Raw genomic sequence first — 25482 nt, 5'->3', positions numbered from 1 at the left:
AATTCGGGCGGCCGTCGCGTCGTCTGACCGGGAAGCCGGCATCTGCGGCAGCGCGTGGCTGCGCGCGTCTGCCCTCAAGGGAGTTCGATGTTCAAATTTTTGCTTAGCCCGTGGCGCAAGTGGCGCGATTCCCGGCACGCCAGCCATCAACTCGATGCCATCCTGGCGCAGTTCGAGCCCACGCGCAGTCTCGCCGAACGCAATGAATGGCTCATCGAGCTGGCTTACTGGTTGCGCCGGGCGGACCGGCCAGCGGGGGCCGCATCGGAGTCCTGGCGTTATGCCCGCCTGCGTTATCTCCTGCAGGTGCTGGAAAACAATCCGGCCCTGGCAGAGCGTGTCGGGCGGACACTGCGCAGCATCGTGCAAGACAATGATCCGGTGTCGCTGCTGTGCGATACCGGGTTGTCCTCACGCTCCGGTTTCTGGAGCGAGTTGCTCGACCGCTGGCAGGCGCGTCTGCTGCCGCCCGCACCGAATCAGCCGCAGCTGGCGACATTGTTCGCGCTCATGTTTGTCGGGCCGACCGATGCGCAGTGGGTGGAGGGCCTGGACGACGAACTGGTCGCGCGCCTCCACGCGCTGTTCCGCGCGGGGATGACCGCTGACGAGCTCGCAGCGGGCCAGACACGGTTGGAGCGCAGCCTCGGCATCGGTATCCAGATCCTGATCAGCCAGGTACGCGCGGCGGGGCTGTCGCGGGGCATCCGCAGCCGCATGGACCATGCGGAAATCACCGACTCTCCGTTCTATCTGCTGGCCGATGCGGCCAACGCGATCTTCCTGGAGCGACCCAACGCGGAGCTGGCAAGCCCCGAGCGGTTTCTGCAGGAACTGAACTATTTCCGCGCGGTGCTGGACCGTTGCCGCACGGCGACGGCCAGCGTGTATCAGCACCTGGACGAGAACGGCGTTTCGGTGGAAGTCGTGTTCCAGGTCGAGCGGATGAAAGCCTGGCTGGGCCGCATCGATCTGCTGCTGACGGCATGGGCCGACGCCAAAGGCTCGCGCCGCTTCGTGCATATGACGGCCGAATTGGTATCGGCGAGCCAGCATCGCCGCAGCGTGGGGTATCTGATCCGCTCCACGTTTGCCGATCTGGCACGCAAGGTGGTCGAGCGGTCTGCCCAGAGCGGCGAGCACTACATTACGCGCGACAGCAAGGAATACGGCGCGATGGTCAAGGCGGCGGCCGGTGGCGGCGTCATCACGGCAGCGACGGTCTACATCAAGTTCTTGATCACGGGAGCGTATCTGTCGCGCTTTACCGAAGGGCTGTTCGCGTCGATCAACTATGCGGTCAGCTTTCTCGGCATCCATTTCGCGCATTTCACGCTGGCGACCAAGCAGCCTGCCATGACGGCGCCCGCACTGGCGCACCGGCTCGACCAGGTGGGCCGTCCGGAAGGGCTGGACCGCTTTGTCGACGACACCGTCGCCATGATCCGCTCCAACGCGGCGGCGATTGCGGGCAACCTCGTGGCGGTGGCGCCGGTGGCCTTTCTGGTGCAGTGGTTGGCCGGGCGGTTCTTCCATACGGACCTGATTTCGGCCGCAAAAGCGATGGCGACCATCGATTCGTTTTCCATTCTTGGGCCGACGCCGCTGTATGCCATCTTCACGGGCGTTCTGCTGTGGGCGTCAAGCCTGGCCGCGGGTTGGGCCGACAACTGGTTTGCGCTGCACCGTGTGCACGACGTGATTGCCTACCACAGGCGCCTGCGTTTCATGGTCGGCCCGCAGGGGGCGCAACGCATTGCCAGCTTCTGGAAGCGCAATCTGTCGGGCATCGTGGCCAATGTGTCGCTGGGCTTCATGCTGGGGCTGGGCCCAGAAATCCTGTCGTTTTTCGGCCCGCATATGGAAGTGCGTCACGTCACGCTGTCGACCGGCGCGGTGGCTACCGCCGTGGGCGTGCTGGGGCCGAGCGTGATGCATACCACTGCGTTCTGGCTGGCCGTGGCCGGCATCGCGCTGATGGGCGTACTGAATGTGCTGGTGTCGTTCGCGCTGGCGTTCAACATGGCGATGCGCTCGCGCAACCTGCGTGGGGTCGATCGCAAGCGCGTGACGGGCGCCGTGTGGCGCCGCATCCTGCGGGATCCGTTGTGCCTGCTCGTGCCGCGCCCCCCGACTGCGAGCACACCCCCGAGCACCAGCACGCCGGTCTAGTGAGGTGCGGGCGCGGCCGGTGCGCCCAACTCGCTGCGGAACGGAATGGACGGCTGCGCGCCAAGCCGCGTGACCGACACGGCCGCCGCAGCTTGCCCAAACGCGATGGCGGCACTGGGCGCTGCGCCCTCTGCCAGAACCGCAGCCAATGCGCCCACAAACGTATCGCCGGCAGCGGTGGTGTCGATGGCTTGTGCAACGGGGGCAGGCATCAGTTGGCGCGCGTCGCCATCCACATAGGCAACGCCTCGCGCGCCCAGCGTGACAATCACGTGCCGCGCACCCTGCGCGTGGAGATCCGCGGCGGCATCCAGAGCCGCTTCCGGCGAATCGACCGGCCGCGCTGTGAGCAACGCGGCTTCGGTTTCATTCGGGATCAGGTAATCGCAGGCGGCGAGCCACGGGGTCGGCAATGGACCGATCGCAGGTGCCGGATTCAGGATGACCGTCTTGCCAAGCCGCTGGCCCAGCTTGAGCGCGCATTCCACCGCATCCGGTGGTGATTCCAACTGACAGACGATCACGCGTGCGCGCTCGAACGCGGCACGCTGCGCTTCGATCATCGTTGGCGTCAGCATTTCGTTGGCGCCGGCCACGATGACGATGGTGTTCTGGCCGCTGTTGGCCACGGTCACGCACGCGATGCCGGTCGCCGCCCCGGCGTGCACCGACACCATCGATGTGTCCACGCCTTCGCGGCGCAGGCCCTCGCGCAACGCGGTGCCGTAAGCGTCATCACCCACGCAGCCGAGCATGGCGACACGGGCCCCCAGGCGTGCGGCTGCCACGGCCTGGTTGGCGCCCTTGCCGCCGGGGATGGTTTCCAGCGCAGGGGCTGCAACCGTTTGCCCGGGACGCGGCAAGCGGGGCGTGCGGATCACGAGATCCATGTTCAGGCTGCCGACGATCAGCACGTCGGCAGCGGGGTGCGCAGAAGAGGCGGAAGGGCGCTTGGCCACCATGTCGGGACGACGTCGAAAGCGTGAAAGGAATACGGAATCAGGCGGCGCGGGCCGGGCGTTCGGGTTCGGCGGTCGACTCGCGCAAGGACAGGCGCGGCGGCAGCACGATGCGGCGTGCGCGCGGCTCTTCCACAGGATGCCGCAGGGCGTTGTCGCCGAGATGCTCGAGCAGCGTCTGCGCGGTGGTCTCGCCGAGTTGGCGGATCGATTGGCCGACGGTGGACAGCGCCGGATAGACGTAGCGGCTCAGTTCGATGTCGTCAAAGCCGATCACCGATAGGGCCTTCGGAACGGGAATGCCCAGCTCGGCGGCGGCGCGCAGTGCACCGATGCCCATCAGATCGTTGCCGGCGAAGATCGCGGTGGGCATTTCGCCCTCGGTCAGCAACTGGCGCGCGGCGCGGTAGCCGCCGGGGCTGGTGAAATCGCCTTCGGCAATGCGGGCGGCGGCTTCGGGCACACCCGCCTCGCGCAGCGCGCGGTGGAATCCGGCCAGGCGCTCTGCCGTCACGCTCAGCGACGATGGACCGCTGATGCAGGCAATACGGCGGTGGCCGAGGTCCAGCAGATGCTTGGTCGCAAGGTAGGCGCCTTCTTCGTGGTCGACCTGGACCTGATCGGCCTGGATGCCTTCAGTCGGGCGGTCGACCATCACGATGGGCAGGGCGGATTCACCGAGCGCTTCGATCAATGCCGTGTCGGGCCCGGCGCTGCTGACGATGATGCCGTCGACGCGTTTTTCCATCAGCACGCGCAGGTAGTCGCGCTGCTTGCGGGGGTCGTCGTCGGAGTTGCAGAGGATGACGCTGTAGCCGGCGGCGGCGCACACGTCTTCAATGCCCCGCGCCAGCTCTGCAAAATAGGGGTTGGTGGCCGTGGGCACGAGCACGCCGATGGTGCGCGTGGTGCGGTGCTTGAGCGAGCGGGCCACGGCGCTGGGCACGTAGCGGGTGGCCCGGATGGCTTCTTCCACGCGCTTGCGCGTCTCGGCGTTGACTGGCCTTGTGTTGTTGATGACGTGCGAGACGGTGGTGAACGAAACTCCGGCCAGCGCGGCCACGTCCTTGATGGTTGCCATGACGATCTCCTCGGTCTCTTAATGATGCTTGCTGCGGTTGCGCTTGCTGCGATAGGTATCCATGACCACGGCTGCGACGATGACCGCGCCCGTGATGATGCGTTTGGTGGGCTCGGAGGCGCCGATCTGCGCAAGGCCCGATTCGAGCACCGAGATGATCAGCACGCCGAACAGCGTGCGCACGACCGACCCCCGCCCGCCCATCAGGCTCGTGCCGCCGATCACCACGGCCGCGATCACCTGCAGTTCCATGCCGACGCCAGCATTCGGATCGGCGGCTTCCAGGCGCGACACCTGGAACAACGCAGCCAGGCCCGAGAGCAGCCCCATCAGCGCGAACACCGCAATCTTGTAGGGGCGCGGATTCACGCCCGCCAGCCGCACGGCTTCTTCATTGGTGCCGATGGCAACCAGGTAGCGGCCGAACACCGTGCGCACCAGCACGATCTGGCCAACCACCGTGATGGCAACCGCAATCAGGAACGACGGCGCGATGCCCAGCGCGATCGGGTTGGCGAGCCAGTCGACCGCGCTGCCGATGTACACCGTGCGCGAATCGGTGAGGCTGTAGGCGAGGCCCCGCGCCATTTCCAGCACGCCCAGTGACACGATGAACGACGGAATGCCCCAGTGCACCGTGACCGCGCCCGTCAGCATGCCGGCCGCCGTGGCCAGCACCACGCCCGCCAGCGCAGCCGGCAACAAGCCCCAACCCAATTGGCTCATGGCCACCGACAGCACCGAAGCCGACAGCGCCAGCACCGAGCCCACCGACAGATCAATGCCGCCGATCATCAGGATGAATGTCATGCCCACCGCCATCACGAGCAGGTCGGGAATCTCGTTGGCGATGGTTGTGAACGTGGGCAGCGAGAAGAACGTTGGCGACAGCGTGCCGAACAGCACCAGCATGGCGATCAGCGCAGCGAGCAACCCGCCGATGGTGCCAAGCGACATGCCCAGCGCCGCGCGCGTGCCGGCAGTCGCAGCGGGCGGCGTCGGGGGCAGGGTGGAATCAGAGCGCATCTGCGGTCTCCGAGGGCGATCGAGGTGCATATGAATCGGATTCTTCCGATTCACCGAAGGCAGCGGCGAGCAGGGCGTCCTGGCTCCAGCCACCGCGTTGGAAGATGTGCGTAAGCCGCCCGGCGCGCATGACGCCAATGCGATCACACAGTTGCATGAGTTCGCGCAGATCGCTCGACACCACGACCAGCGCCTTGCCTCGCGCGGCCAGCGCGTCGAGCAGCGTGTAGATGTCGAACTTGGCGCCGACATCCACACCCCGCGTGGGCTCATCGAAGAGCAGCACAGGCGTGTCGCGCTCCAGCCAGCGCGCAATCGCCACCTTCTGCTGATTGCCGCCCGAGAGTTCACCGACCGGTTGCTCAGGCCCAGCGCAACGGATGCGCAATGCGCCGATGTGCCGCTGCGCCAGCACCCGCTCGCGCGCCGGTTGCAGCCAGCCTCGCTTCGTTACGCTTGGCATGTTGCCCAGCGCGATGTTGGTCGCGATGGGCAGGCTCAGCATCAGGCCTTCGTCCTTGCGGTCCTCGGTGAGCAGGCTGATGCCGTGGCGCACCGCGTCGCCCGGCGAACGGATGCGCACTGCCGCCAGCGGCGAGCCGACTTCGACGCTGCCCGCATCCGCGCGGTCCGCACCGAAGATCAGCCGCAGCAGTTCCGTGCGCCCCGCACCGACCAGGCCCGCGATGCCGAAGATTTCTCCCGGCGCCACGTCAAAGCTCACCTCGCGCACAGCCGGGGCACGCGTCAGCCCGGTCACCCGCAGCGCCGGTGAGCCGTCACCGGGCCACGGTTCGCGCGCGGCCCGCTGCGTTTCGGACGAGGCGGCCACGTCGCGACCGACCATCGCCTGGATCAGCGCATCCTGCGTGACCGTCGCAGCCGGCGCATCGGTGACGAGCTTGCCGTCACGCAGCACGACGATGCGATCGGCAATGCGCGCCAGTTCGTCCAGGCGGTGAGAGATGTAGAGGATCGCCACGCCTTCGCGGCGCAGCGCGTCGATGCGCTCGAACAGCGTGGCGCTTTCGTGCGCGCTCAGCATCGCCGTCGGCTCGTCGAGGATCAGCACACGGCATGCGCTGGCCAGCGCGCGGGCAATCTCGATCATCTGCCGGTGGCCGATGCCGAGCGTGTGTACGGGCGTCCAGGGGTCGAGGTCCAGGCCCACGCGCGCAAGCGCCTGTTCGGCCCGAAAGCGCAGCGCAGAGCGATCCACGAAACCCAGCCGCCGGGGGAGTTCGCCGAGGAACAGGTTTTCGGCCACTGTCAGCGTCGGCACCATGCTCAGTTCCTGCAGCACCATGCGCACGCCCAGCGCCTCGGCTGCGCTGCGCGAATCAGGCGCGTAGAGCGTGCCGGCAAGCGTCATCGACCCGCAGGTTGCCGTCTCCAGCCCGCAGAGGATCTTGGAGAGCGTGCTCTTGCCAGCGCCGTTTTCCCCCGTGAGCGCAAGCACCTCGCCCGCGTGCACGTCGAGATCGATATCTCGCAGCACGGGGGCGGCGTAGTGCTTGCTGAGCGCGGAGACGCGCAGCAGCGGTGTGCGCGGTTCGTAAGCGGCAGACATGGCTGGCGGCGGCTGGCCGGTCTGTGGCGTTACGTGCGCGTGACGAGGTTGACCGGTGTCTCGACGACACCCGACAGCTTCGCCTGCGGCGTCTTGGAGGCCCAGGCCTTCAGCGCGGTTTCGATGCCGTAGACGGCTTGCTGATCGGCGTGCTGATCGGCAGTCGCGACGACACGCCCATCCGCCAGCATGGCCTTGATGGCGTCGATGTTGTCATAGCCTCCAATCAGCACCTTGCCCAGCTTGCCGGCTGCGCGCACCGCCGAGACGGCGCCGATCGCCATGTTGTCGTTGCCGCACAGCAGGGCCTTCAGGTCGGGCTCGGAGCGCAGCATGGCGGCTGCCACCTTGTTTCCCTTGTCGATTTCCCATTCGCCCGATTGCACGCCCGCGATCTTCAGCTTGGCGGCTTCGGCGGCGTCCTTGAAGCCAGCGGTACGTTGCTGGGCGTTCGTGGTGGTCGGTATGCCTTCGATGATGCCCACGGCATCGCCCGGCTTGAGCGACTTGGCAACGAAGTCGCCCACCAGTCGTGCACCCTTGCGGTTGTCCGGCCCCACGAAGGGCACGTTCAGCCCTTTCTCTTTCAGTGCCGCGGGGTCCAGCCTGTTGTCGATGTTGATGACGAGAATGCCCGCGTCCACGGCCTTCTTGACGACCGGCACCAACGCCTTGGAATCGGCCGGGGCCAGCACCAGCGCATCCACGCGCGCGACGATCATCTGCTCGACCAGACGAATCTGGCCAGCGGTGTCGGTTTCGTCGCGAATGCCGTTGGTCAGCAGTGAATACTCCGACGCGTGATCCTTCTGATGCTTACGTGCGCCGTTCTCCATGGTCAGGAAGAACTCGTTGGCAAGCGACTTCATCACCAACGCCACCTTGGGCGGCTGGTTAGCGGCATGCGCGAGCGAAAACGGGAACGGCAGAGCAGCGGCTACGGCAGAGCCCACGCCAAGTTGCAGGGCGCGGCGACGGCGGATATCCATGGTGTCTCCTCCAGGAAGAGGGCTATCTGGGGCGGGTGGGTGCGGGCGTCGTCGCTGCCCCATACCGTCAGGCATAGGTAAGGGCAATTGCGCCTCGCTCTTCGCAAACGTTTGCGTACCTGACAGTCTCGGCTACCGCGTAACAGAAGTCAACGAAATTGCGCTTTCCACCGCATAAGTAAAAACCCGGAGTGATGGTGCCCTGACGATGGACTCGCAAGTTGCGCTGCGGGAGTGACGGGATAGCCCTATCCAACGTGGTTGATTGTTTTAGTCCACAATACGGCCTGCCGCGTGGCCATCCCGTTTTTCGGGCTCTGCAAATCCCCTTGCTGCGACGCGGAATCCCCCGACACCTTAGTTGACCGATTTTGTCGGGTTCCTTTATACTTGAGCAAAACGATCAGGTATTTCCCCGACGCCATGAGATTGACCACCAAAGGCCGCTTCGCGGTCACCGCCATGATTGACTTGGCGCTGCGCCAAGAGCAGGGCCCGGTCACGCTGGCCGGCATCAGCCAGCGTCAGAAAATTTCGCTGTCGTATCTGGAGCAGCTGTTCGGCAAACTGCGCCGCCACGAAATCGTGGAAAGCGTGCGCGGCCCGGGCGGCGGCTACAGCCTCGCGCGCCGCGCCGACGACGTGACCGTTGCCGACATCATCATTGCCGTGGATGAGCCGCTCGATGCGACCCAATGCGGCGGCAAGGGCAACTGCGGCGGCGAAGAGCATGTCGGTGGCCATACGGGCCGCTGCATGACGCACGACCTGTGGGCCACACTCAATCAGAAGATGGTCGAGTATCTCGATTCGGTGTCGCTGCAGAACCTGGTCGATCAGCAACGCGAGCGTCAGCCCGAAGTGATCCAGGACATGCGTGAAGCGCGTCCGGCTCGCCGCGAACGCACACCGACACGCGCCCGCGCCGTTGATACGCCGGCTACCACGTCGGTGGCCGCCGAGCCCGTCAAGCGAGCACCGCTGGTCAACTCCGTTTTCAGTCTGGCGCAGTCGTGATTGCGCCAGCGTGAGACTGGCCACGACGCCAGTCCACACAAGAACATCGCCCCCCACACAAGGCAGACAAGATATGAGCACCCCGCAACTTCCCATCTACATGGACTATTCCGCGACGACGCCGGTGGACCCGCGCGTGGTCGACAAGATGATTCCGTATCTGCGCGAGAGCTTCGGTAACCCGGCTTCGCGCAGCCACCCGTTTGGCTGGGAAGCCGAGAAGGCCGTCGAGACCGCGCGCGAGCAGGTCGCCGCGCTGGTGAATGCCGACCCGCGCGAAATCGTCTGGACGTCGGGTGCGACCGAATCCGACAACCTGGCAATCAAGGGCGCTGCCAACTTCTACAGCAGCAAGGGCAAGCACATCATCACCGTGAAGACCGAGCACAAGGCTGTGCTGGACACGACGCGTGAGCTGGAGCGCCAGGGCTTCGAGGTGACCTACCTGGACGTGAAGGACAACGGCCTGATCGATATCGACGTCTTCAAGCAAGCCATCCGCCCCGACACCATTCTGGCGTCGGTGATGATGGTGAATAACGAGATCGGCGTCATTCAGGACATCGAGCAGCTCGGCGAAATCTGCCGCGAAAAGGGCGTGATTTTCCACGTCGATGCTGCCCAGGCCACGGGCAAGGTTGAAATTGACCTGCAGAAGCTGAAGGTCGACCTGATGTCGTTCTCGGCGCATAAGACGTATGGTCCGAAGGGCATCGGGGCGCTGTACGTGCGCCGCAAGCCGCGTATCCGCATCGAAGCGCAGATGCACGGCGGTGGCCACGAGCGCGGCATGCGTTCGGGCACGCTGGCGACGCATCAGATTGTGGGCATGGGCGAGGCCTTCCGCATCGCCAAGGAAGAAATGGCGACCGAGAACGAGCGCATCCGCATGCTGCGCGACCGCCTGTATCGCGGCCTGAACACGATGGAAGAGGTGTACGTGAACGGCGACATGGAAGCCCGTGTGCCGCACAACCTGAACATCAGCTTCAACTTTGTGGAAGGCGAGTCGCTGATCATGGCGATCAAGGACGTCGCCGTGTCGTCGGGCTCGGCCTGCACGTCGGCCTCGCTGGAACCTTCGTACGTGCTGCGTGCGCTGGGTCGCAACGATGAACTCGCGCACAGCTCGATCCGCTTCACGGTGGGCCGCTTCACGACGGAAGAAGAAGTCGACTACGTGGTCGAGCTGCTCAAGAGCAAGATCGGCAAGCTGCGCGACCTGTCTCCGCTGTGGGAGATGTATAAGGACGGCGTGGATCTGAACAGCATTCAATGGGCGGCGCACTGAGCGCGGCGTTTGAGAACAACGGCGCCCCCGCGCCAGCCAACGATTGAAAGAGGTGTGAAATGTCTTACAGCAACCAAGTTCTGGACCATTACGAAAACCCGCGCAACGTCGGTTCGTTCGAGAAGGGCGACGACACGGTCGGCACCGGCATGGTCGGCGCGCCGGCTTGCGGCGACGTGATGAAGCTGCAGATCAAGGTCAACGAGCAGGGCGTGATCGAAGACGCCAAGTTCAAGACCTACGGCTGCGGTTCGGCCATCGCTTCGTCGTCGCTGGTGACGGAATGGGTGAAGGGCAAGACGCTGGATCAGGCACTGGAAATCCGCAACACGGCCATCGCTGAAGAGCTGGCCCTGCCGCCGGTGAAGATCCACTGCTCGATCCTGGCCGAAGACGCCATCAAGGCGGCCGTGGCCGACTACAAGGAAAAGCACGGCTCGGCCGAGCAGAAGGCTGCTTGAGCCGGATTGGATAGAAAGGACGCAGCATGATCACCCTGACCGACAAGGCCGCGCAGCACGTTTCCCGCTATCTGACCCGCCGTGGCAAGGGCGTGGGCCTGCGCGTGGGCGTGAAGACCACGGGCTGTTCGGGCCTGGCCTACAAGCTCGAATATGCAGATGAGATTGCCACCGAAGACCAGGTCTTTGAATCCAACGGCGTCAAGGTGATCGTCGATCCTAAGAGCCTGCCGTACATCGACGGCACTGAGCTGGACTACGCACGCGAGGGGCTGAACGAAGGGTTCCGCTTCAACAATCCAAACGTGAAGGACGAGTGCGGCTGCGGTGAATCGTTCCGCGTGTGAGCGGAGCACATTGAAGCAGCCGATTGTCGGTTTCGAGCGGGACGAGGAGGGCCATTGGGTCGCCCGTCTCGCTTGCGGACATGGGCAGCATATGCGCCACGATCCGCCTTGGCAGTTGCGCCCCTGGACTGAAACCGAAGCCGGGCGCGCCAGCAAGATTGGCGCGGTGGTCGAGTGCCTGAAGTGCGATCGGGGTGACCCGGCCGAATAAGAAACACGAAGGAACACGAGGCGGCGCGGCCGCTTTTTTTATTCATGAATTCCGGCTTGTCAGCGAACACGACGCATTTTTCCCTCTTCGGTCTGCCCGAGCACTTCGAGGTCGACGACGACGCGCTGAACGCTGCGTATCGCACCGTGCAGTCGCAGGCGCATCCGGATCGTTATGCCCATGCGGGCGATGCCGAACGCCGCGTCGCCATGCAGTGGGCCACACGTGCGAACGAGGCGTATCAGACGCTGCGTGACCCGCTCAAACGGGCGACGTATCTGCTGCACCTTCGCGGTATCGACGTGCAGGCAGAGAACAACACGGCCATGCCGCCCGCGTTTCTGATGCAGCAAATGGAATGGCGCGAAGCCTTGGGCGACGCCAAGGCGGAGCGCAACGTCGATGCGCTGGATGATTTGCTTGGCATGCTGCGCAAGGAAAAACGCACGCGCTATCAGGCGCTGTCCGGTCTGCTCAATAGCGATGGCAACACCGCAGCAGCAGCCGATGCCGTGCGCCAATTGATGTTCATCGAAAAGATCGAACGCGACACCGCCGAGGCCATCGACCGGCTGGACGACTAGAACCCAGAATTTGCGACAATGCCGGGTTTGCCCCGGCAGGCAGCCCATCCGCGCAATCGAGACATCCCCATGGCTTTACTGCAGATTTCCGAACCTGGCGAATCACCCGCACCGCACCAGCGCCGTCTGGCGGTCGGCATCGACCTGGGCACGACCAACTCGCTGGTGGCCTCCGTGCGCAGCAGCGTGCCGGAAGTGCTGCCTGACGATCAGGGGCGCCCGCTGTTGCCCTCTGTGGTGCGCTATCTGCCCACGGGCGGCGCCCACATCGGCTACAAGGCCCAGGCCGAAGCCGTGCGCGACCCGAAGAACACCATCATCTCGGTCAAGCGTTTCATGGGGCGCGGCCTCAAGGATGTTGCTCACATCGAGAACACGCCGTACGACTTTGTCGACGCGCCCGGCATGGTCCAACTGAAGACCGTGGCCGGCGTGAAGAGTCCGGTGGAAGTGTCGGCCGAGATTCTCGCCACGCTGCGCCAGCGCGCGGAAGATACGCTCGGCGATGAACTCGTCGGCGCCGTCATCACTGTCCCTGCGTACTTTGACGACGCACAGCGGCAAGCCACCAAGGACGCCGCCAAGCTGGCGGGCCTGAACGTGCTGCGCCTGCTGAATGAACCGACCGCAGCCGCCATCGCCTACGGCCTGGACAACGCCGCCGAAGGCATTTACGCCGTCTATGACCTGGGCGGCGGTACGTTCGACATCTCGGTGCTCAAGCTCACCAAGGGCGTGTTCGAGGTGATGTCGACGGGCGGTGACTCCGCCCTTGGTGGGGACGATTTCGACCAGCGTATCGTCTGCTGGATCGTCGAGCAGGCCGGCCTGCAACCGCTCTCTGCCGAAGACACGCGCCTGCTGCTGAACAAGGCCCGCGCCGCCAAGGAATGGCTTTCCACCGCCGACAGCACCGAGATTGACGCGATGCTCTCCACCGGCGAGACCGTGCATCTCGTGCTGACCGCTGAGACCTTTGCCGAACTGACCGCCACTCTCGTGCAGAAGACGCTGTCGCCCGTGCGCCGTGCGCTGCGCGATGCAGGCGTGACGGTGGAAGACGTAAAGGGCGTGGTGCTCGTAGGCGGCGCGACGCGCATGCCGATCATCCGCCGTGCCGTGGGTCAGCTGTTCGGTCAGACGCCGCTCACGAACCTCGATCCGGATCAGGTGGTCGCCATTGGTGCGGCCATGCAGGCCAACCTGCTGGCCGGCAACCGTGCGCCGGGTGAAGACTGGCTGCTGCTCGACGTGATCCCGCTGTCGCTGGGCGTCGAGACGATGGGTGGCCTGGTCGAGAAGATCATCCCGCGGAACAGCACGATTCCCGTTGCGCGCGCGCAGGAGTTCACCACGTTCAAGGACGGCCAGACGGCCATGGCGATCCACGTGCTGCAGGGCGAGCGCGAGCTGGCGAGCGATTGCCGTTCGCTGGCGCGTTTCGAGTTGCGTGGCATCCCGCCGATGGTGGCCGGCGCCGCACGCATCCGCGTGACGTATCAGGTGGACGCTGACGGTTTGCTGTCGGTGTCAGCACGCGAAACGGTGTCGGGCGTGGAAGCGTCGATCACTGTAAAGCCGTCGTACGGCCTGGCTGATGACGATGTCGCGCGTATGCTGCAGGAAGGTTTCCAGTCCGCCGAAGACGACATGCGCCGTCGAGCGCTGGCGGAGGAGCGTGTTGAGGCCGAGCGCCTGCTTGAGGCGCTGTCGCAGGCCCTGGCGGCCGATGGCGATCTGCTGTCGCCCGAAGAGCGCGCCGCCATCGACGCCGAGATCGTTGCGCTGCGCACCACCATGCAGGGCGAAGACCATCGCGCCATCAAGGACGCCGTGGATGCCCTGTCGCACGGCACCGACGAATTCGCCGCGCGCCGCATGGACCGCGGCATTCGCAAGGCGCTCGCCGGCAAACGGATCGAGGAGCTCGGCTGATCGCCGATCGCATCTCCTAAAACACACTTATCGAACGAGTTTCTTCATGCCACACATCGTCGTCCTTCCTCACGTCGAATACTGCCCGGAAGGGGCCGTGATCGAAGCCAAGCCCGGCACGACCATCTGCGATGCGCTGCTGGGTGCCGACATCGAGATCGAGCACGCGTGCGAGAAGTCGTGTGCCTGCACGACCTGCCACGTGATCGTGCGCGAGGGCTTCAATTCGCTCGATGAGGCGACCGAGAAGGAAGAGGATCTGCTCGACAAGGCCTGGGGCCTGGAGCCGAACTCGCGCCTGTCCTGCCAAGCCAAGGTGGCGGAGTCGGACCTGACCGTCGAGATTCCGAAGTACACGATCAACCACGCCAAGGAAAACCACTGAGCCGAGCAGCCAGCGGTGGAGGGAGCCCATCATGAAATGGAACGATATCCAGCAGATCGCAGAAGCGCTGTACGACAAGTACCCCGACGTCGATCCGACGCGCCTGAACTTTGTCGACCTGCATAACAAAGTCGTCACGCTGGAAGGCTTTGATGACGACCACAAGCGTGGCGGGGAGAAATTCCTCGAAGCCATCCAGCAAGCCTGGATCGACGAGGCGGAATAAGCGCGGGAATATGCGCGCAGCCTCGAACGCTCAAACGCGTGCGCATGAAAAAACCGGCCCGAAGGCCGGTTTTCTTTTGGGCGAAGGCGATGCCGATTTAGCCGGCCACCAGCGTCCCGTTCTCGATATGCACGCGTTCGCCTGCCTGGAAGCCCGGGGCCGCCTTGTACATGAAGCTGCGGGTCGTGCCGTTGTCCATGCGGACGTTCACACGGTACTCCGTATCGCGGTGGTAGTAGTTTTCTGCCACATGGCCGCCGTAACCGCCGGCCAACGCGCCACCGACTGTTGCGAGTGTACGACCATTGCCGCGGCCAATCTGGTTGCCCAGCAGCCCACCCACCACAGCGCCACCAATCATGCCGAGGCCGGTTTCCTTGCCTTGCATGGTGATCGGCGTGACCGACGTTACGTGGCCTGCATAGGGGCTGGCCGACTGGCGCGGTTGTGTCTGCGCATAGCTGGGGTTGCCCGACGGCGCGCGCTCGGCATACGACGGCTCCCGGGCGCGCACTGGGGCGGGCGCCACGTTTTGTGCCGGATACGGAGCAGCCTGGGCCGGTTGCGTCGTCTGGCCCGGTGCAGCCAGTGCCATCGGCGTCGAAGCGCCGGGCATGGCCGCTGCCGATTGTGCTGCGACATTCGGGTCGGTGCTGCCTTGCGTTGCCTTCGAGGTGGGCAGCACGCCGGTAATGGCGGCCACCGCCGTCAGGCTGGCGATGATCACGGCGACAGCAGCCGTCGTCATCAGTGGATGCATGCGGCGCGAAGACGGAGGCACTTGCCCCGGCGACGTGCCGCCGTATTGTTGACCTTGATTCGGTTGGATGTTGTTGTTCATCTTCGTTCTCCTGCGGCCCGTGATGGGTTTGTTGCGGCCTTTCGATGAACACAGTGTGGTTCATCGCCGAAACAGATGCCGTTTTAATTTGTAAGCATCTGTACCGAGATTTTTCCCTTGAAAATCAGTTATTTGGCGTACTTTGATACATATTGTGGAAACGGGGCGATGTTACAAATAGCGGGGTGGGCGCGTCTTTTGCGCTTGTGCAGGCAACAAAAAAACGCCCCTAGGGGCGTTTTTCCACGGCGCTCGACCGAACCGGTCAGTCTTCGCGGCGCAGGTGCGGGAAAAGGATCACGTCGCGGATGTTTGGGCTGTCGGTGAGCAGCATCACCAGACGGTCAATGCCGATGCCGCAGCCGCCGGTCGGGGGCATGCCGTATTCCAAGGCGCGGATGTAATCGGCGTCATAGAACATGGCTTCTTCGTCGCCGGCGTCCTTCTGTTCGACCTGCTTGCGGAAGCGCTCGGCCTGGTCTTCCGGATCATTCAGCTCGGAGAAACCGTTGGCGATTTCGCGGCCGGTGATGAACAACTCGAAGCGCTCGGTGATGCCCGGCAGCGTGTCGGAGCCACGTGCCAGCGGCGACACTTCGACCGGGTAGTCAATGATGAAGGTGGGCTCCCACAGTTGCGACTCGGCGGTTTCTTCAAACAGCACAAGCTGCAGGGTACCCACGCCGGCGTTCAGGAATTGCGGCGCATTGGTGTCGATCTTGAACTTCTTCAGCTCGGCGCGCAGGAAGTCGACGTCAGCCAACTGCGCGTCCGTGTATTGCGGCGCGTACTTCTGGATCGCCTGGCAGATGGTCAGGCGATGGAACGGCTTGGCCAGATCCAGCTCGCGGCCCTGATAGGTGAGCGTGGCGGTGCCCGACGCGTCGATCGCCGCCTGGCGGATCAGCTGCTCGGTGAAGTCCATCAGCCAGCGGTAGTCCGTGTAAGCCGCGTAGAACTCCATCATCGTGAACTCGGGGTTGTGTCGCGGCGACACGCCCTCGTTACGGAAGTTGCGGTTGATCTCGTACACGCGCTCGAAGCCGCCGACGATCAGTCGCTTGAGATACAGCTCCGGCGCGATGCGCAGGAACATCTGCATGTCCAATGCGTTGTGATGCGTGATGAACGGCTTGGCCGCCGCGCCGCCCGGAATGGGGTGCAGCATCGGCGTTTCGACTTCCATGAAACCGTTGCCGGCCATGAAGTTGCGCAGCGAGGCCATGGCCTTGGTGCGGGCGCGGAATGTGTCGCGCGTTTCCTTCGAGACGATCAGATCGACGTAGCGCTGGCGGTACTTCTGCTCCTGGTCAGCCAGGCCGTAGTAGTCGCCCGGCAGCGGACGCAGGCTCTTCGAGAGCAGGCGCAGCTCCGTCACAGCCACCGACAGTTCGCCGGTCTTCGTCTTCATCAGCGTGCCGCGCGCCGCCACGATGTCGCCCAAGTCCCACTTCTTGAAGCTGGCGTAGACGTCTTCGCCCACGGCGTCGCGGCTGATGTAGAACTGGATGCGGTCGGTGCTGTCCTGCACGGTGGCAAAGCTGGCCTTGCCCATCACGCGCTTGAGCATCATGCGTCCCGCAATGGCCACCTGCACCGGTTCCGCTTCCAGAGCAGCCTGCTTCAGCTCGCGGTACTTGGCTTGCAGATCACCGGCATGGTGCGTCGGGCGAAAATCGTTGGGGAACGCGACGCCTTGCTGGCGGATCTCCGCGAGCTTCTCGCGGCGCTCGGCGATGATCTTGTTGTCGTCCTGCGCCGGCACGGCGGCCGCGGTACTCGATTCGGCCGGGTTGTTCTGTTCGGTCATGATGGTGATGAGAGGAATGTCGGTTCAGGCGATGTTGCGCAGGTCATCCAGCTCGGTCGCGCCAAAGTCGGGGCGGACGAGGTAGGCGGCGATGCGCGCGGCGGCGTCTTGCGGCGAGACCAGCTCGCCATGCGCGTGCAGATCGCGGAAGCGCTGCACGCCGGCAAAGTCGGCGCCACGGATGGTGCGTTGCATGTCGGTGTCGATCACGCCAGGGGCGAGTGCCACGGCGCGCACGCTCGCGTCGCCATCGGCATTGATGGCGCGCACGAACATGTCCAGCCCGGCCTTGCCGGTGCAATACGCCGCCCAGCCGGCGATCGGCCGGCGCGCGGCGCCCGACGAGATCGCCAGCACGCGGCGCTGCGCGTTCCACGGGGCGGTGCCGCGCAGCAGGGCAGCGGTCAGCGCCATCGGGCCGGCCAGGTTCAGCTGCAGATGCGGCAGCAGCGTATCGGCGCGCAGTGTGTCGACGGTGCCGATCGGCTCGACCGCGCCGGCGTTGAGCACCAGCGTCACCTTGGCAAAGGCGGGCAGGGCGGCAAGCGTCTTGGTCATCCACGCCTCGGCGGCATGCGCGTCGGACAGGTCGACCTGGTGCCAGTCGAGCGTCAAGCCGGCGGCTGCCGCCTGCGCGCGCAATTCGGCGTTATCGCCGCGTGCGACGCAGATGAGGCGGTGGCCGGGTTGCATCAGCGCCTGGGCCAGCGCGGCGCCCAGGCCGCGCGAGGCACCGGTCAGGATGAACAGGGACGTGTCAGACATGGCAGTCGCTCTGGTTTGGCTCGGATCAGACGCCCTGCTTCAGGCTGGCCTGAATGAACGGGTCAAGGTCGCCGTCCAGCACCTTCTGCGTGTTGGAGATTTCCACGTTGGTGCGCAGATCCTTGATGCGGCTCTGGTCCAGCACGTACGAGCGGATTTGATGGCCCCAGCCCACGTCGGTCTTGGCGGCTTCCTGCGCGTCGGCAGCGGCCTGACGCTTGCGCAGTTCGTGCTCATACAGGCGCGACTTCAGCATCGTCATCGCCTCGGCACGGTTGCGGTGCTGCGAGCGGTCGTTCTGGCACTGCACGACGATGCCGGTCGGGATGTGCGTAATCCGCACGGCCGAATCAGTCTTGTTGATGTGCTGACCACCCGCACCCGAAGCGCGATACGTATCGACGCGCAGATCCGCGGGGTTGACCTCGATCTCGATCGAGTCATCGACTTCGGGATACACGAAGATCGACGAGAACGATGTGTGACGGCCACCCGCCGAGTCGAACGGTGATTTGCGCACCAGACGGTGCACGCCGGTTTCGGTGCGCAGGAAGCCAAACGCGTATTCGCCCTCGACCTTGATCGACGCGCTCTTGATGCCGGCCACGTCGCCTTCGGATTCTTCCAGGACTTCGGTCTTGAAGCCCTTGCGCTCGCAATACTTCAGGTACTGGCGCAGCAGCATCGACGCCCAGTCGCACGCCTCGGTGCCGCCAGCGCCGGCCTGGATGTCAATAAAGCAGTTGGCGGCGTCCATCGGGCCAGAGAACATGCGGCGGAATTCCATGTCTTCGACGATGGCGCGCATGCCTGCGGTGTCAGCCTCGATGGCTTCGATGGTCTCGTCGTCGCCCTCTTCGCGGGCGAGCTCGAACAGTTCGGCGGCGCCGGTGAGATCTTCGTCGAGCTTGGTCAGCGCCAGCACGACGGTTTCAAGCGACTTCTTCTCGCGGCCCAGCTCCTGGGCGCGTTTGGGATCGTTCCAGACCTCGGGGTTTTCGAGTTCCTTGTCGACTTCGACTAGACGTTCAGATTTGACGTCGTAGTCAAAGATACCTCCGAAGGTCGTCGGCGCGCGACTTCAGGTCGGCCAACGTGTTCTGGATGGCATTGAGGCGTTCTGCTTCCATGGTGCAAAAATCCGGTCGGAAACCAGAAATTATAGCGGAATCAAGGGGTTTCTCGCCCGCATTGACCGTCGAAACGCCCATTTTCCGCGCCGGGGCGCCGGCATTTATCTGACCGCCACAGGCGTCCCGCCTGGCTTCGGTTAGCATGACGACCAGTCCACATGGCTTTTGGCGCTGTCCGATGATCATCCGCTCGCTGCTCGATACCGATCTGTACAAATTCACGATGATGCAGGTGGTGCTGCATCACTTTCCCGGCGCGCATGTCGAATACCGCTTCAAGTGCCGCAACGCGGGCGTCGATCTGGTGCCGTTCATTGAGGAGATTCGCGCCGAGATCCGCCAGCTCTGCACCCTGCGCTTTACCGATGCGGAACTCGATTACCTGCGCGGCATGCGCTTCATCAAGAGCGATTTCGTCGATTTTCTCGGGCTGTTCCATCTCAACGAGAAATACATCGACGTGCGTCAGGCACCCAGCAACGATGGGCAGATCGAGATCGTCATCGCGGGGCCGTGGCTGCACACGATCATGTTCGAGGTGCCCGTTCTGGCCATCGTCAACGAGGTGTTCTTCAGCCGCACGCAGACGCACCCGCAGTGGGAGGAGGGCAAACGCCGCCTGACCGACAAGCTGGCGTCGCTCAAGCGCCCCGGCCTGGAGGAATGCCGCATTGCCGATTACGGCACCCGCCGCCGCTTTTCGCATACCTGGCACGAGCATGTGCTGCTGGAGACGCGTGCGCAGCTTGGTGCTCAATACGCGGGCACCAGCAACGTGTACTTCGCCATGAAGCACGGCATGACGCCGTTGGGCACCATGGCGCATGAATACCTGCAGGCCTGCCAGGCGCTGGGCCCGCGCCTGCGCGATTCCCAGACCTTTGCGCTGGAAACCTGGGCCAAGGAATACCGCGGCGATCTCGGTATCGCGCTGTCGGACACCTATGGATTCGACGCCTTCCTGCGCGATTTCGACATGTTCTTCTGCAAGCTCTTCGACGGCGTGCGCCATGATTCCGGCGACCCGTTCGAGTGGGGCGAACGCATGCTCAAGCATTACGACGACATGCGCGCCGAGCCGAAGTCCAAGGCGTTGATCTTCTCCGACAGCCTCGACATGCCGAAGGTCATCGGCCTGTATGAGCGCTTTCATGGCCGCTGCAAGCTGGCGTTTGGCGTGGGGACCAATCTGACAAACGACCTGGGCTACACGCCGCTGCAGATCGTCATCAAGATGGTCCGCTGCAATGGCCAGCCGGTGGCCAAACTGTCGGACGCGCCGGAGAAGACGATGTGCGACGATCCAGCGTACCTCACGTACCTGAAGCAGGTATTTGGCGTGCAATAAGGCTCACGCCGACGCCGAATAAGTTTCAACGGCGGGGGCGGATCGTGCAGGAAGCGGCTCGTATAATCGATCGATCTTTCGGAGCCGCCATGGAATCACAACCGGACACCCCCGTCGACCCGCTCGACACCAGCCGCGCCCGCGACGCCATCTTTGCGCGCATCCGCAATGCGCAGCATCGTCCCGCGAAACCGACGCAGGGTGAGCGCGATGCCGTGGCGGATTACCTCGCGCGCCACCCCGCCGGCCCGCGCCCGCCGGTGCCGGAAAACCTTGCCGCGCATTTTGCCGAGCAGGCGCTGAAGATGGCTTCCACGCTGGATACCGTGGAGGCGCTGTCCGACGTGCCGGGCGCGGTGGCCCGTTACTTGTCTGGGCTGAACCTCCGGCCGCAGGCCGTGGCCTGGACTACGTTGGAATCACTGGACTGGGCCGCTGCCGGCATCGGCATCGAATTCCGTCCGCCGGTGCGCGAGGCGCAAGCCGATCAGGAGCACGGCGATCTCGTCGGCATCACGGGTTGCTTCTGCGCGATTGCTGAGACGGGCTCGCTGATGCTGCTGTCGGGGCCGGAGAACGTTGCTTCCACGGCGCTGCTGCCCGAGACGCATATCGCCGTGGTTCCGCAGTCGCGCATCGTCGCCAATCTGGAAGATGCCTATTCGCTGATGCGCGCGGAGCGCGGCGAGTTGCCACGCGCCACCAACGTCATCAGCGGGCCGTCGCGCACGGGGGATATCGAGCAGACCATCGTGCTCGGCGCACATGGCCCGTATCGGGTGCATGTGATCGTGGTGTCGACTGCCTGAGACAGCGTCCAGGGCTCATTCGCTCATCAAACATCGGAGGACGTTCAGGGCGACAGACCTCGGGCGTTTACACTGGCGTCTTTGTTCGTGTGGCGAGGCTGCGTTTGCCGTGTGCGCCCACGCTTAGGAGAACGCCTACGTGAAACGCCTTTGGCCCCTTGTCTTCCTGTTCGTCTGTGGCCTGGCGCGCGCTGCTGATGTGAGCGGCGCTGAGTTGCACCTGTTGTGGGGTGTGCCGTTTGCGGGCATCCTGCTCTCGATTGCCATTGCACCGCTCATGATGCCCAAGCTATGGCACGACCATTACGGCAAGATCGCAGCGTCTTGGGCATTGGTGCTTCTGGTGCCGTTCGGGATCGCGTTTGGCTCGCAGGCGGCCATCGCTTCCGTTAGTCACGCAGCCCTTGCTGAATACATTCCCTTCATCGCGCTGATCGCCGCTTTGTACGTTGTTGCAGGCGGTATCTGCATTCGCGGCAATCTGCATGGAACGCCAAAGCTCAACACGGGCTTGATCGCGCTTGGTACGGCGCTGGCCAGCATCATGGGCACGACCGGCGCCGCGATGCTGCTGATCCGGCCTTTGCTGCGCGCCAACGAGGCTCGCCGGCATCGAGCGCACGTCGTCGTGTTCTTCATCTTTCTGGTGGCCAATGCAGGCGGGGCCCTTACGCCGCTGGGCGATCCGCCGCTCTTCCTCGGCTTCTTGCAGGGCGTGGATTTCTTCTGGACCGCGCAATATCTGTGGCGCCAGACGTTGACGATGTGGGTGCTGCTGCTGGCGATCTTCTTCGTTATCGACAGCTATTTCTATCACACGGGCAAGGAAGAACTGCCCAACATCACCGACGCCTCGCCGGATGATGCGGGCCCGCTGCGCTTCGAGGGCAACGTCAACTTTGTGCTGCTGGCGGGCATTCTCGGCCTCGTGCTGATGAGCGGGCTGTGGAAGCCCGGCATCGTCTTCCACGTGATGGGCACGGAGGTGCTGCTGCAGAACGTCGTGCGCGATGTTGGGCTGGTGGTGATTGCGCTGCTGTCGATGTGGCTTACGCCGGGCAGCGCGCGCGCCGGCAACGAGTTCAACTGGGAGCCCATCCTGGAAGTCGCCAAGCTGTTCGCCGGCATCTTCGTCACCATCGGGCCCGTGATTGCCATGCTCAAGGCCGGCGTGGACGGCCCGTTTGCGGGCATCGTCCATCTCGTCAACGACAGCGCGGGCCAGCCGAACAACGCGATGTACTTCTGGGCGACGGGGTTGCTATCGTCGTTCCTGGACAATGCGCCGACGTATCTGGTGTTCTTCAACACCGCCGGCGGTGACGCCTCCATGCTGATGAGCGAGGGCGCCTCCACGCTGGCCGCGATTTCCGCCGCGGCCGTCTTCATGGGCGCCAACACCTACATCGGCAACGCGCCCAACCTGATGGTGAAGGCCATTGCCGAAAGCCGCGGCTTGCAGATGCCCAGCTTCTTTGGCTACATGCTGTGGTCCGTGTGCATTCTCTTGCCGATTTTCGTTCTGATGACCTTCGTCTTCTTCCGCTAACCGAACGTGTGCTGAACGTATGAAACCCGGAATCCTCGTCACCCGCGCGATGTTTCCCGAAGTGCTTGAGCGCTTGCGTGAGACCTTCGACGTGATCGACAACCAGGCGGACATCGAGTATCCGCCCGAAGCGCTAGCCGAGCGGCTGCAAGGCCGCGTAGGCCTGCTGTCCAACGCCGCCGACACCATCAACGCCGAGTTGATCAGCCGCGTGCCGACGCTGCGCGCAGTGTGCAACATGGCCGTCGGCTACAACAACTTTGACCTTGCCGCGATGACGCGTGCAGGCATCCTGGCCACCAACACGCCGGACATCCTGACCGAGACCACCGCCGACTTCGGCTGGGCGCTGCTGATGGCCGCCGCACGCCGCGTCTCAGAGTCAGAACGCTGGCTGCGTTCGGGACAATGGAAGCGCTGGACTTACGACATGTTCCTTGGTGCCGAGGTGTACGGCAGCACCCTGGGCATTCTCGGCATGGGCCGCATCGGCCAGGCGCTGGCGCGGCGCGCGAGCGGCTTCTCGATGCGCGTGATCTATCACAACCGCAGCCGGCTTTCGCCTGAACTCGAACAGGACACGCGCGCCACGTATGTCAGCAAGGATGATTTGCTGAAACAGGCAGATCACCTCGTGCTGGTGCTGCCGTATTCCAAGGAAAGCCACCACGCCATCGGCGCGGCCGAGCTGGCACAGATGAAGCCGACCGCCACGCTGGTCAACCTCGCGCGCGGCGGCATCGTTGATGACGCCGCGTTGGCACAGGCGCTGGCGCACAAGCACATCTTTGCTGCCGGCCTGGATGTGTACGAGGGTGAGCCTAAAGTACATCCGGCATTGCTCGACGCTGAGCACGTCGCGCTCACACCGCACATTGCCAGTGCCACCTTGGGCACGCGCCTGGGCATGGCCAACCTGGCCGCCGACAACTTGATCGCTGCACTCGGCTTCGGCCCGCACGCAGGGCGGCCGCCTAACTTGTTGAACCCGGACGCGCTGGCGCAGCGCGCGTCCTCCTGACCGAACGCTGATATGGACTGGTTGGCTTTACTGACGTTGCTGGGCGTAGCTGTGGTGGCTGTGCTCTGCGTATTGATCTGGCGTGGTGTCTCTCGCCCCGCAGGAAGCGATATATCACCGATGCTCGCGACACTGCGTGATGAACTGGCGCGCGGCAATGAACGCATCGAGCGCGAACTGCGCGGCGAAATCGCTGAGACGGCCCGCATCGGCCGCAGCGACGTCACGCAGCAATTGGGGCAATTCCAGCAGGTGCTGGCGACGCAGCTCACCAGCGTCGCCACGCTGCAGAACAACCAGATCGACACGTTCGCGCAGCAGCTCACCAAGCTGACCGAGACGAACACGCAGCAGCTCGAGGCCGTGCGTCAGAACCTGCAGCAGCAAGCCCAGCAGGCGCGCGACGAGCAGGGCAACGCGCTGCGCCGCTTTGGCGAGACGATGCAGCAGCAGCTCGCCCAACTCGGCGAGGGCAACGAGCGCCGCCTGGCGGAGGTGCGTGCCACGCTGGAGCAGAAGCTCAAGGACATCGAGGCGAACAATGCAACCAAGCTCGACGAGATGCGCCGCACGGTCGACGAAAAGCTGCACGCCACCCTGGAGCAGCGTCTGGGCGAATCGTTCAAGCTGGTGTCGGACCGGCTGGAGCAGGTGCATCGCGGCCTTGGCGAAATGCAGGCGCTGGCGCAGGGCGTGGGCGACCTGAAGAAGGTGCTGACCAACGTGAAGACGCGCGGCACCTGGGGCGAAGTCCAGCTGGAGATGCTGCTGGAGCAGATGCTCACGCCCGAGCAATACGACAAGAACGTGGAGACCGTGCACGGTACTGGTGCGCGCGTGGAGTTCGCCATCCGCCTGCCCGGTAAGACCGATGCCGATCACGATGCAACGGTCTGGCTGCCGATCGACGCCAAATTCCCGAAAGAGCAGTACGAGCGCCTGCTCGACGCACAGGAGCGGGCCGATGCCGACGCAGCCGCCGCTGCCAGCCGCGAGCTGGAAGTCGCGGTGCGCAAGGAGGCCCAGACGATCCACGAGAAGTACATTGCGCCGCCGGCCACGACCGACTTCGCCATCCTGTTCCTTCCTACCGAGGGACTCTACGCTGAAGTGCTGCGCCGTCCGGGCCTGACCGACGAGTTGCAGCGCAAGTTCCGCGTGACGGTGGCGGGTCCGACCACGCTCACCGCGATCCTCAACAGCCTGCAGATGGGCTTCCGAACGCTGGCGCTGGAGAAGCGCTCCAGCGAAGTCTGGCAGGTGCTCGGTGCCGTGAAGAGCGAGTTCGGAAAGTTTGGCGACGTGCTGGCCGCGACGAAGAAGACGCTGGAGCGCGCCGTCAGCAATATCGAGCAGGCCGAGGTGCGGACGCGCCAGATGAACCGCAAGCTCAAGGCGGTGGAGGCGTTGCCGAGCGATTCTGCGCAGAGCGTGCTGGGGCTCGAGTCCACTGTGTCGCCGGACGAGGAAACCGAATCCGAGTAAGGCCGGGCCGGATAGGTCATCGGCATCAGCAAAAGAAAAGGGGCGGATATTTCCGCCCCTTTTTCTTGAACCGCACAGCCGCGATCAGGCTTCTTCCGGCACGTCGCGCAGCAGGATTTCGATGCCGCCAAAGCGCTCGGCAACCCAGTTATAGGCATGGCAGGCCAGCCACAGCGCACCAAAACCGACCAGGGCGTTGAGGATCAGGCCGCTGAGCACGACGATCGTCGGCAGTTCACCATAGCGGACGAAGCCCACGAAGAAGAACAGTCCCACGACCGGCAGCGAGAAACAGAGGTACACCAGTACCAGCGCGCGGGCGGTATGGGCCGGGTGAAGATACGCAATCTCCTTGGTCATCATGGCAGTGCTCAGGCTCAAATCCGAAACAATCAAACTGGCGCAGAGTGTAGCGAATCGACTGATGCACCGATACCCGCAGCCCGGAGGTGACGCAAAAAACCGAC

General features: G+C 64.2%; 26 protein-coding genes. 15 read left to right on the top strand and 11 right to left on the bottom strand.

All coding sequences use genetic code 11. The annotated features are described in order from the left end of the window. The first annotated feature begins 87 nt into the window (after window positions 1-87). Window positions 88-2172, top strand: coding sequence for a site-specific recombinase (locus AAHM38_RS03105; protein ID WP_116574777.1), 2085 nt, complete (start codon window positions 88-90; stop codon window positions 2170-2172). Here the strand turns inward: AAHM38_RS03105 and rbsK are convergent. From rbsK to AAHM38_RS03080, 5 genes are read right to left on the bottom strand one after another with little or no spacing between them, the layout of a single operon-like run. Continuing rightward, entirely contained in the window at window positions 2169-3134 is a 966-nt protein-coding gene (rbsK, locus tag AAHM38_RS03100) for a ribokinase (protein ID WP_012761626.1), read from the bottom strand. The two genes, AAHM38_RS03105 and rbsK, sit on opposite strands and share 4 nt — an antisense overlap. A gap of 37 nt (window positions 3135-3171) precedes the next feature. Continuing rightward, window positions 3172-4212 (bottom strand): LacI family DNA-binding transcriptional regulator, encoded by a 1041-nt coding sequence (locus AAHM38_RS03095; RefSeq protein ID WP_116574778.1) that lies wholly within the window; start codon window positions 4210-4212, stop codon window positions 3172-3174. 18 nt (window positions 4213-4230) lie between these two features. Then, entirely contained in the window at window positions 4231-5238 is a 1008-nt protein-coding gene (locus AAHM38_RS03090; RefSeq protein ID WP_116574779.1) for an ABC transporter permease, read from the bottom strand. After that, window positions 5228-6808, bottom strand: a complete 1581-nt coding sequence (locus AAHM38_RS03085) for a sugar ABC transporter ATP-binding protein (protein WP_116574780.1) — start codon at window positions 6806-6808, stop codon at window positions 5228-5230. The genes AAHM38_RS03090 and AAHM38_RS03085 overlap by 11 nt, the downstream gene beginning before the upstream one ends. A 29-nt stretch (window positions 6809-6837) precedes the next feature. Further along, the gene (locus AAHM38_RS03080; protein ID WP_012761629.1) at window positions 6838-7797 is read right to left on the bottom strand and encodes a sugar ABC transporter substrate-binding protein; all 960 of its coding nucleotides are present in this window, start codon (window positions 7795-7797) and stop codon (window positions 6838-6840) included. Window positions 7798-8220: 423 nt separating this feature from the next. On the opposite strand from AAHM38_RS03080, the gene iscR reads away from it, so the two are divergent. The 9 genes from iscR to iscX all read left to right on the top strand — a co-directional run bounded on the left by iscR (window position 8221) and on the right by iscX (window position 14254). Then, window positions 8221-8814, top strand: coding sequence for a Fe-S cluster assembly transcriptional regulator IscR (iscR, locus tag AAHM38_RS03075; RefSeq protein WP_009238560.1), 594 nt, complete (start codon window positions 8221-8223; stop codon window positions 8812-8814). Window positions 8815-8887: 73 nt separating this feature from the next. Next, entirely contained in the window at window positions 8888-10105 is a 1218-nt protein-coding gene (locus tag AAHM38_RS03070; protein WP_004635713.1) for an IscS subfamily cysteine desulfurase, read from the top strand. A gap of 59 nt (window positions 10106-10164) precedes the next feature. Then, window positions 10165-10566, top strand: coding sequence for a Fe-S cluster assembly scaffold IscU (iscU, locus tag AAHM38_RS03065; protein ID WP_004635709.1), 402 nt, complete (start codon window positions 10165-10167; stop codon window positions 10564-10566). A gap of 26 nt (window positions 10567-10592) precedes the next feature. Continuing rightward, complete coding sequence (gene iscA, locus AAHM38_RS03060; protein WP_004635708.1) at window positions 10593-10913, top strand: iron-sulfur cluster assembly protein IscA; 321 nt, start codon at window positions 10593-10595, stop codon at window positions 10911-10913. 10 nt (window positions 10914-10923) lie between these two features. Then, on the top strand, window positions 10924-11124 hold the full coding sequence (locus AAHM38_RS03055) for a DUF3565 domain-containing protein (RefSeq protein WP_012761630.1): 201 nt from the start codon (window positions 10924-10926) through the stop codon (window positions 11122-11124). A 44-nt stretch (window positions 11125-11168) separates the two neighbouring features. Beyond that, on the top strand, window positions 11169-11708 hold the full coding sequence (gene hscB, locus AAHM38_RS03050; RefSeq protein ID WP_009238559.1) for a Fe-S protein assembly co-chaperone HscB: 540 nt from the start codon (window positions 11169-11171) through the stop codon (window positions 11706-11708). A 69-nt stretch (window positions 11709-11777) separates the two neighbouring features. Beyond that, the gene (gene hscA, locus AAHM38_RS03045) at window positions 11778-13643 is read left to right on the top strand and encodes a Fe-S protein assembly chaperone HscA (protein WP_009238558.1); all 1866 of its coding nucleotides are present in this window, start codon (window positions 11778-11780) and stop codon (window positions 13641-13643) included. A gap of 46 nt (window positions 13644-13689) precedes the next feature. After that, on the top strand, window positions 13690-14028 hold the full coding sequence (gene fdx, locus AAHM38_RS03040; RefSeq protein ID WP_004635701.1) for an ISC system 2Fe-2S type ferredoxin: 339 nt from the start codon (window positions 13690-13692) through the stop codon (window positions 14026-14028). 31 nt (window positions 14029-14059) lie between these two features. Then, window positions 14060-14254, top strand: coding sequence for a Fe-S cluster assembly protein IscX (gene iscX / locus AAHM38_RS03035; protein WP_009238557.1), 195 nt, complete (start codon window positions 14060-14062; stop codon window positions 14252-14254). 97 nt (window positions 14255-14351) lie between these two features. On the opposite strand, the gene AAHM38_RS03030 is transcribed toward iscX, so the two are convergent. From AAHM38_RS03030 to AAHM38_RS03010, 5 genes are all read right to left on the bottom strand, one after another. Then, complete coding sequence (locus tag AAHM38_RS03030) at window positions 14352-15095, bottom strand: glycine zipper 2TM domain-containing protein (RefSeq protein ID WP_009238556.1); 744 nt, start codon at window positions 15093-15095, stop codon at window positions 14352-14354. A 265-nt stretch (window positions 15096-15360) separates the two neighbouring features. Further along, window positions 15361-16905 carry a lysine--tRNA ligase gene (gene lysS, locus AAHM38_RS03025; protein WP_116574781.1) on the bottom strand — a complete coding sequence of 515 codons (1545 nt, stop codon included), beginning with the start codon at window positions 16903-16905 and terminating at the stop codon, window positions 15361-15363. A 24-nt stretch (window positions 16906-16929) separates the two neighbouring features. Then, the gene (locus AAHM38_RS03020) at window positions 16930-17670 is read right to left on the bottom strand and encodes an SDR family oxidoreductase (RefSeq protein WP_012761632.1); all 741 of its coding nucleotides are present in this window, start codon (window positions 17668-17670) and stop codon (window positions 16930-16932) included. Window positions 17671-17695: 25 nt separating this feature from the next. Beyond that, a protein-coding gene (gene prfB, locus AAHM38_RS03015) for a peptide chain release factor 2 (RefSeq protein WP_012435212.1) occupies window positions 17696-18800 on the bottom strand; the annotation gives its coding sequence in 2 pieces (ribosomal slippage) (window positions 17696-18718 and window positions 18720-18800; 1104 coding nt in all). Next, window positions 18717-18989, bottom strand: a complete 273-nt coding sequence (locus tag AAHM38_RS03010; protein ID WP_165835765.1) for a hypothetical protein — start codon at window positions 18987-18989, stop codon at window positions 18717-18719. Before AAHM38_RS03010 ends, prfB begins: the two co-directional genes overlap by 84 nt. Between AAHM38_RS03010 and pncB the strand changes: the two genes are divergently transcribed. The 5 genes from pncB to rmuC all read left to right on the top strand — a co-directional run bounded on the left by pncB (window position 18982) and on the right by rmuC (window position 25015). Then, complete coding sequence (pncB, locus tag AAHM38_RS03005; RefSeq protein WP_116574782.1) at window positions 18982-20151, top strand: nicotinate phosphoribosyltransferase; 1170 nt, start codon at window positions 18982-18984, stop codon at window positions 20149-20151. The genes AAHM38_RS03010 and pncB overlap by 8 nt on opposite strands. Before the next feature lie 89 nt (window positions 20152-20240). Continuing rightward, window positions 20241-20960, top strand: coding sequence for a LutC/YkgG family protein (locus AAHM38_RS03000; RefSeq protein WP_012435214.1), 720 nt, complete (start codon window positions 20241-20243; stop codon window positions 20958-20960). Between the two features lie 139 nt (window positions 20961-21099). Next, complete coding sequence (locus AAHM38_RS02995) at window positions 21100-22509, top strand: sodium:proton antiporter (protein WP_116574783.1); 1410 nt, start codon at window positions 21100-21102, stop codon at window positions 22507-22509. Window positions 22510-22528: 19 nt separating this feature from the next. Next, window positions 22529-23530 (top strand): 2-hydroxyacid dehydrogenase, encoded by a 1002-nt coding sequence (locus AAHM38_RS02990; protein ID WP_116574784.1) that lies wholly within the window; start codon window positions 22529-22531, stop codon window positions 23528-23530. A 12-nt stretch (window positions 23531-23542) separates the two neighbouring features. Further along, window positions 23543-25015 carry a DNA recombination protein RmuC gene (rmuC, locus tag AAHM38_RS02985; protein ID WP_012761636.1) on the top strand — a complete coding sequence of 491 codons (1473 nt, stop codon included), beginning with the start codon at window positions 23543-23545 and terminating at the stop codon, window positions 25013-25015. Window positions 25016-25099: 84 nt separating this feature from the next. Here rmuC and AAHM38_RS02980 read toward each other — a convergent pair whose 3' ends face one another. Beyond that, the gene (locus AAHM38_RS02980; RefSeq protein WP_004635681.1) at window positions 25100-25378 is read right to left on the bottom strand and encodes a hypothetical protein; all 279 of its coding nucleotides are present in this window, start codon (window positions 25376-25378) and stop codon (window positions 25100-25102) included. Window positions 25379-25482: the final 104 nt, after the last annotated feature.

This window comes from Ralstonia sp. OTU4908, from assembly GCF_038440115.1.
Taxonomy (GTDB): Bacteria; Pseudomonadota; Gammaproteobacteria; order Burkholderiales; family Burkholderiaceae; genus Ralstonia; species Ralstonia pickettii.
Note: the sequence above shows the minus strand (reverse complement) of the source record. Positions and strands in the feature narration are given on the sequence as shown.

Excerpts from the sequence above, each read along its gene's own strand:
- AAHM38_RS03105 (WP_116574777.1), top strand. The coding sequence starts at position 88 with ATGTTCAAATTTTTGCTTAGCCCGTGGCGCAAGTGGCGCGATTCCCGG.
- rbsK (WP_012761626.1), bottom strand. The coding sequence starts at position 3,134 with ATGGTGGCCAAGCGCCCTTCCGCCTCTTCTGCGCACCCCGCTGCCGAC.
- AAHM38_RS03095 (WP_116574778.1), bottom strand. The coding sequence starts at position 4,212 with ATGGCAACCATCAAGGACGTGGCCGCGCTGGCCGGAGTTTCGTTCACC.
- AAHM38_RS03090 (WP_116574779.1), bottom strand. The coding sequence starts at position 5,238 with ATGCGCTCTGATTCCACCCTGCCCCCGACGCCGCCCGCTGCGACTGCC.
- AAHM38_RS03085 (WP_116574780.1), bottom strand. The coding sequence starts at position 6,808 with ATGTCTGCCGCTTACGAACCGCGCACACCGCTGCTGCGCGTCTCCGCG.
- AAHM38_RS03080 (WP_012761629.1), bottom strand. The coding sequence starts at position 7,797 with ATGGATATCCGCCGTCGCCGCGCCCTGCAACTTGGCGTGGGCTCTGCC.
- iscR (WP_009238560.1), top strand. The coding sequence starts at position 8,221 with ATGAGATTGACCACCAAAGGCCGCTTCGCGGTCACCGCCATGATTGAC.
- AAHM38_RS03070 (WP_004635713.1), top strand. The coding sequence starts at position 8,888 with ATGAGCACCCCGCAACTTCCCATCTACATGGACTATTCCGCGACGACG.
- iscU (WP_004635709.1), top strand. The coding sequence starts at position 10,165 with ATGTCTTACAGCAACCAAGTTCTGGACCATTACGAAAACCCGCGCAAC.
- iscA (WP_004635708.1), top strand. The coding sequence starts at position 10,593 with ATGATCACCCTGACCGACAAGGCCGCGCAGCACGTTTCCCGCTATCTG.
- hscB (WP_009238559.1), top strand. The coding sequence starts at position 11,169 with ATGAATTCCGGCTTGTCAGCGAACACGACGCATTTTTCCCTCTTCGGT.
- hscA (WP_009238558.1), top strand. The coding sequence starts at position 11,778 with ATGGCTTTACTGCAGATTTCCGAACCTGGCGAATCACCCGCACCGCAC.
- fdx (WP_004635701.1), top strand. The coding sequence starts at position 13,690 with ATGCCACACATCGTCGTCCTTCCTCACGTCGAATACTGCCCGGAAGGG.
- iscX (WP_009238557.1), top strand. The coding sequence starts at position 14,060 with ATGAAATGGAACGATATCCAGCAGATCGCAGAAGCGCTGTACGACAAG.
- AAHM38_RS03030 (WP_009238556.1), bottom strand. The coding sequence starts at position 15,095 with ATGAACAACAACATCCAACCGAATCAAGGTCAACAATACGGCGGCACG.
- lysS (WP_116574781.1), bottom strand. The coding sequence starts at position 16,905 with ATGACCGAACAGAACAACCCGGCCGAATCGAGTACCGCGGCCGCCGTG.
- AAHM38_RS03020 (WP_012761632.1), bottom strand. The coding sequence starts at position 17,670 with ATGTCTGACACGTCCCTGTTCATCCTGACCGGTGCCTCGCGCGGCCTG.
- pncB (WP_116574782.1), top strand. The coding sequence starts at position 18,982 with ATGATCATCCGCTCGCTGCTCGATACCGATCTGTACAAATTCACGATG.
- AAHM38_RS03010 (WP_165835765.1), bottom strand. The coding sequence starts at position 18,989 with ATGATCATCGGACAGCGCCAAAAGCCATGTGGACTGGTCGTCATGCTA.
- AAHM38_RS03000 (WP_012435214.1), top strand. The coding sequence starts at position 20,241 with ATGGAATCACAACCGGACACCCCCGTCGACCCGCTCGACACCAGCCGC.
- AAHM38_RS02990 (WP_116574784.1), top strand. The coding sequence starts at position 22,529 with ATGAAACCCGGAATCCTCGTCACCCGCGCGATGTTTCCCGAAGTGCTT.
- rmuC (WP_012761636.1), top strand. The coding sequence starts at position 23,543 with ATGGACTGGTTGGCTTTACTGACGTTGCTGGGCGTAGCTGTGGTGGCT.
- AAHM38_RS02980 (WP_004635681.1), bottom strand. The coding sequence starts at position 25,378 with ATGATGACCAAGGAGATTGCGTATCTTCACCCGGCCCATACCGCCCGC.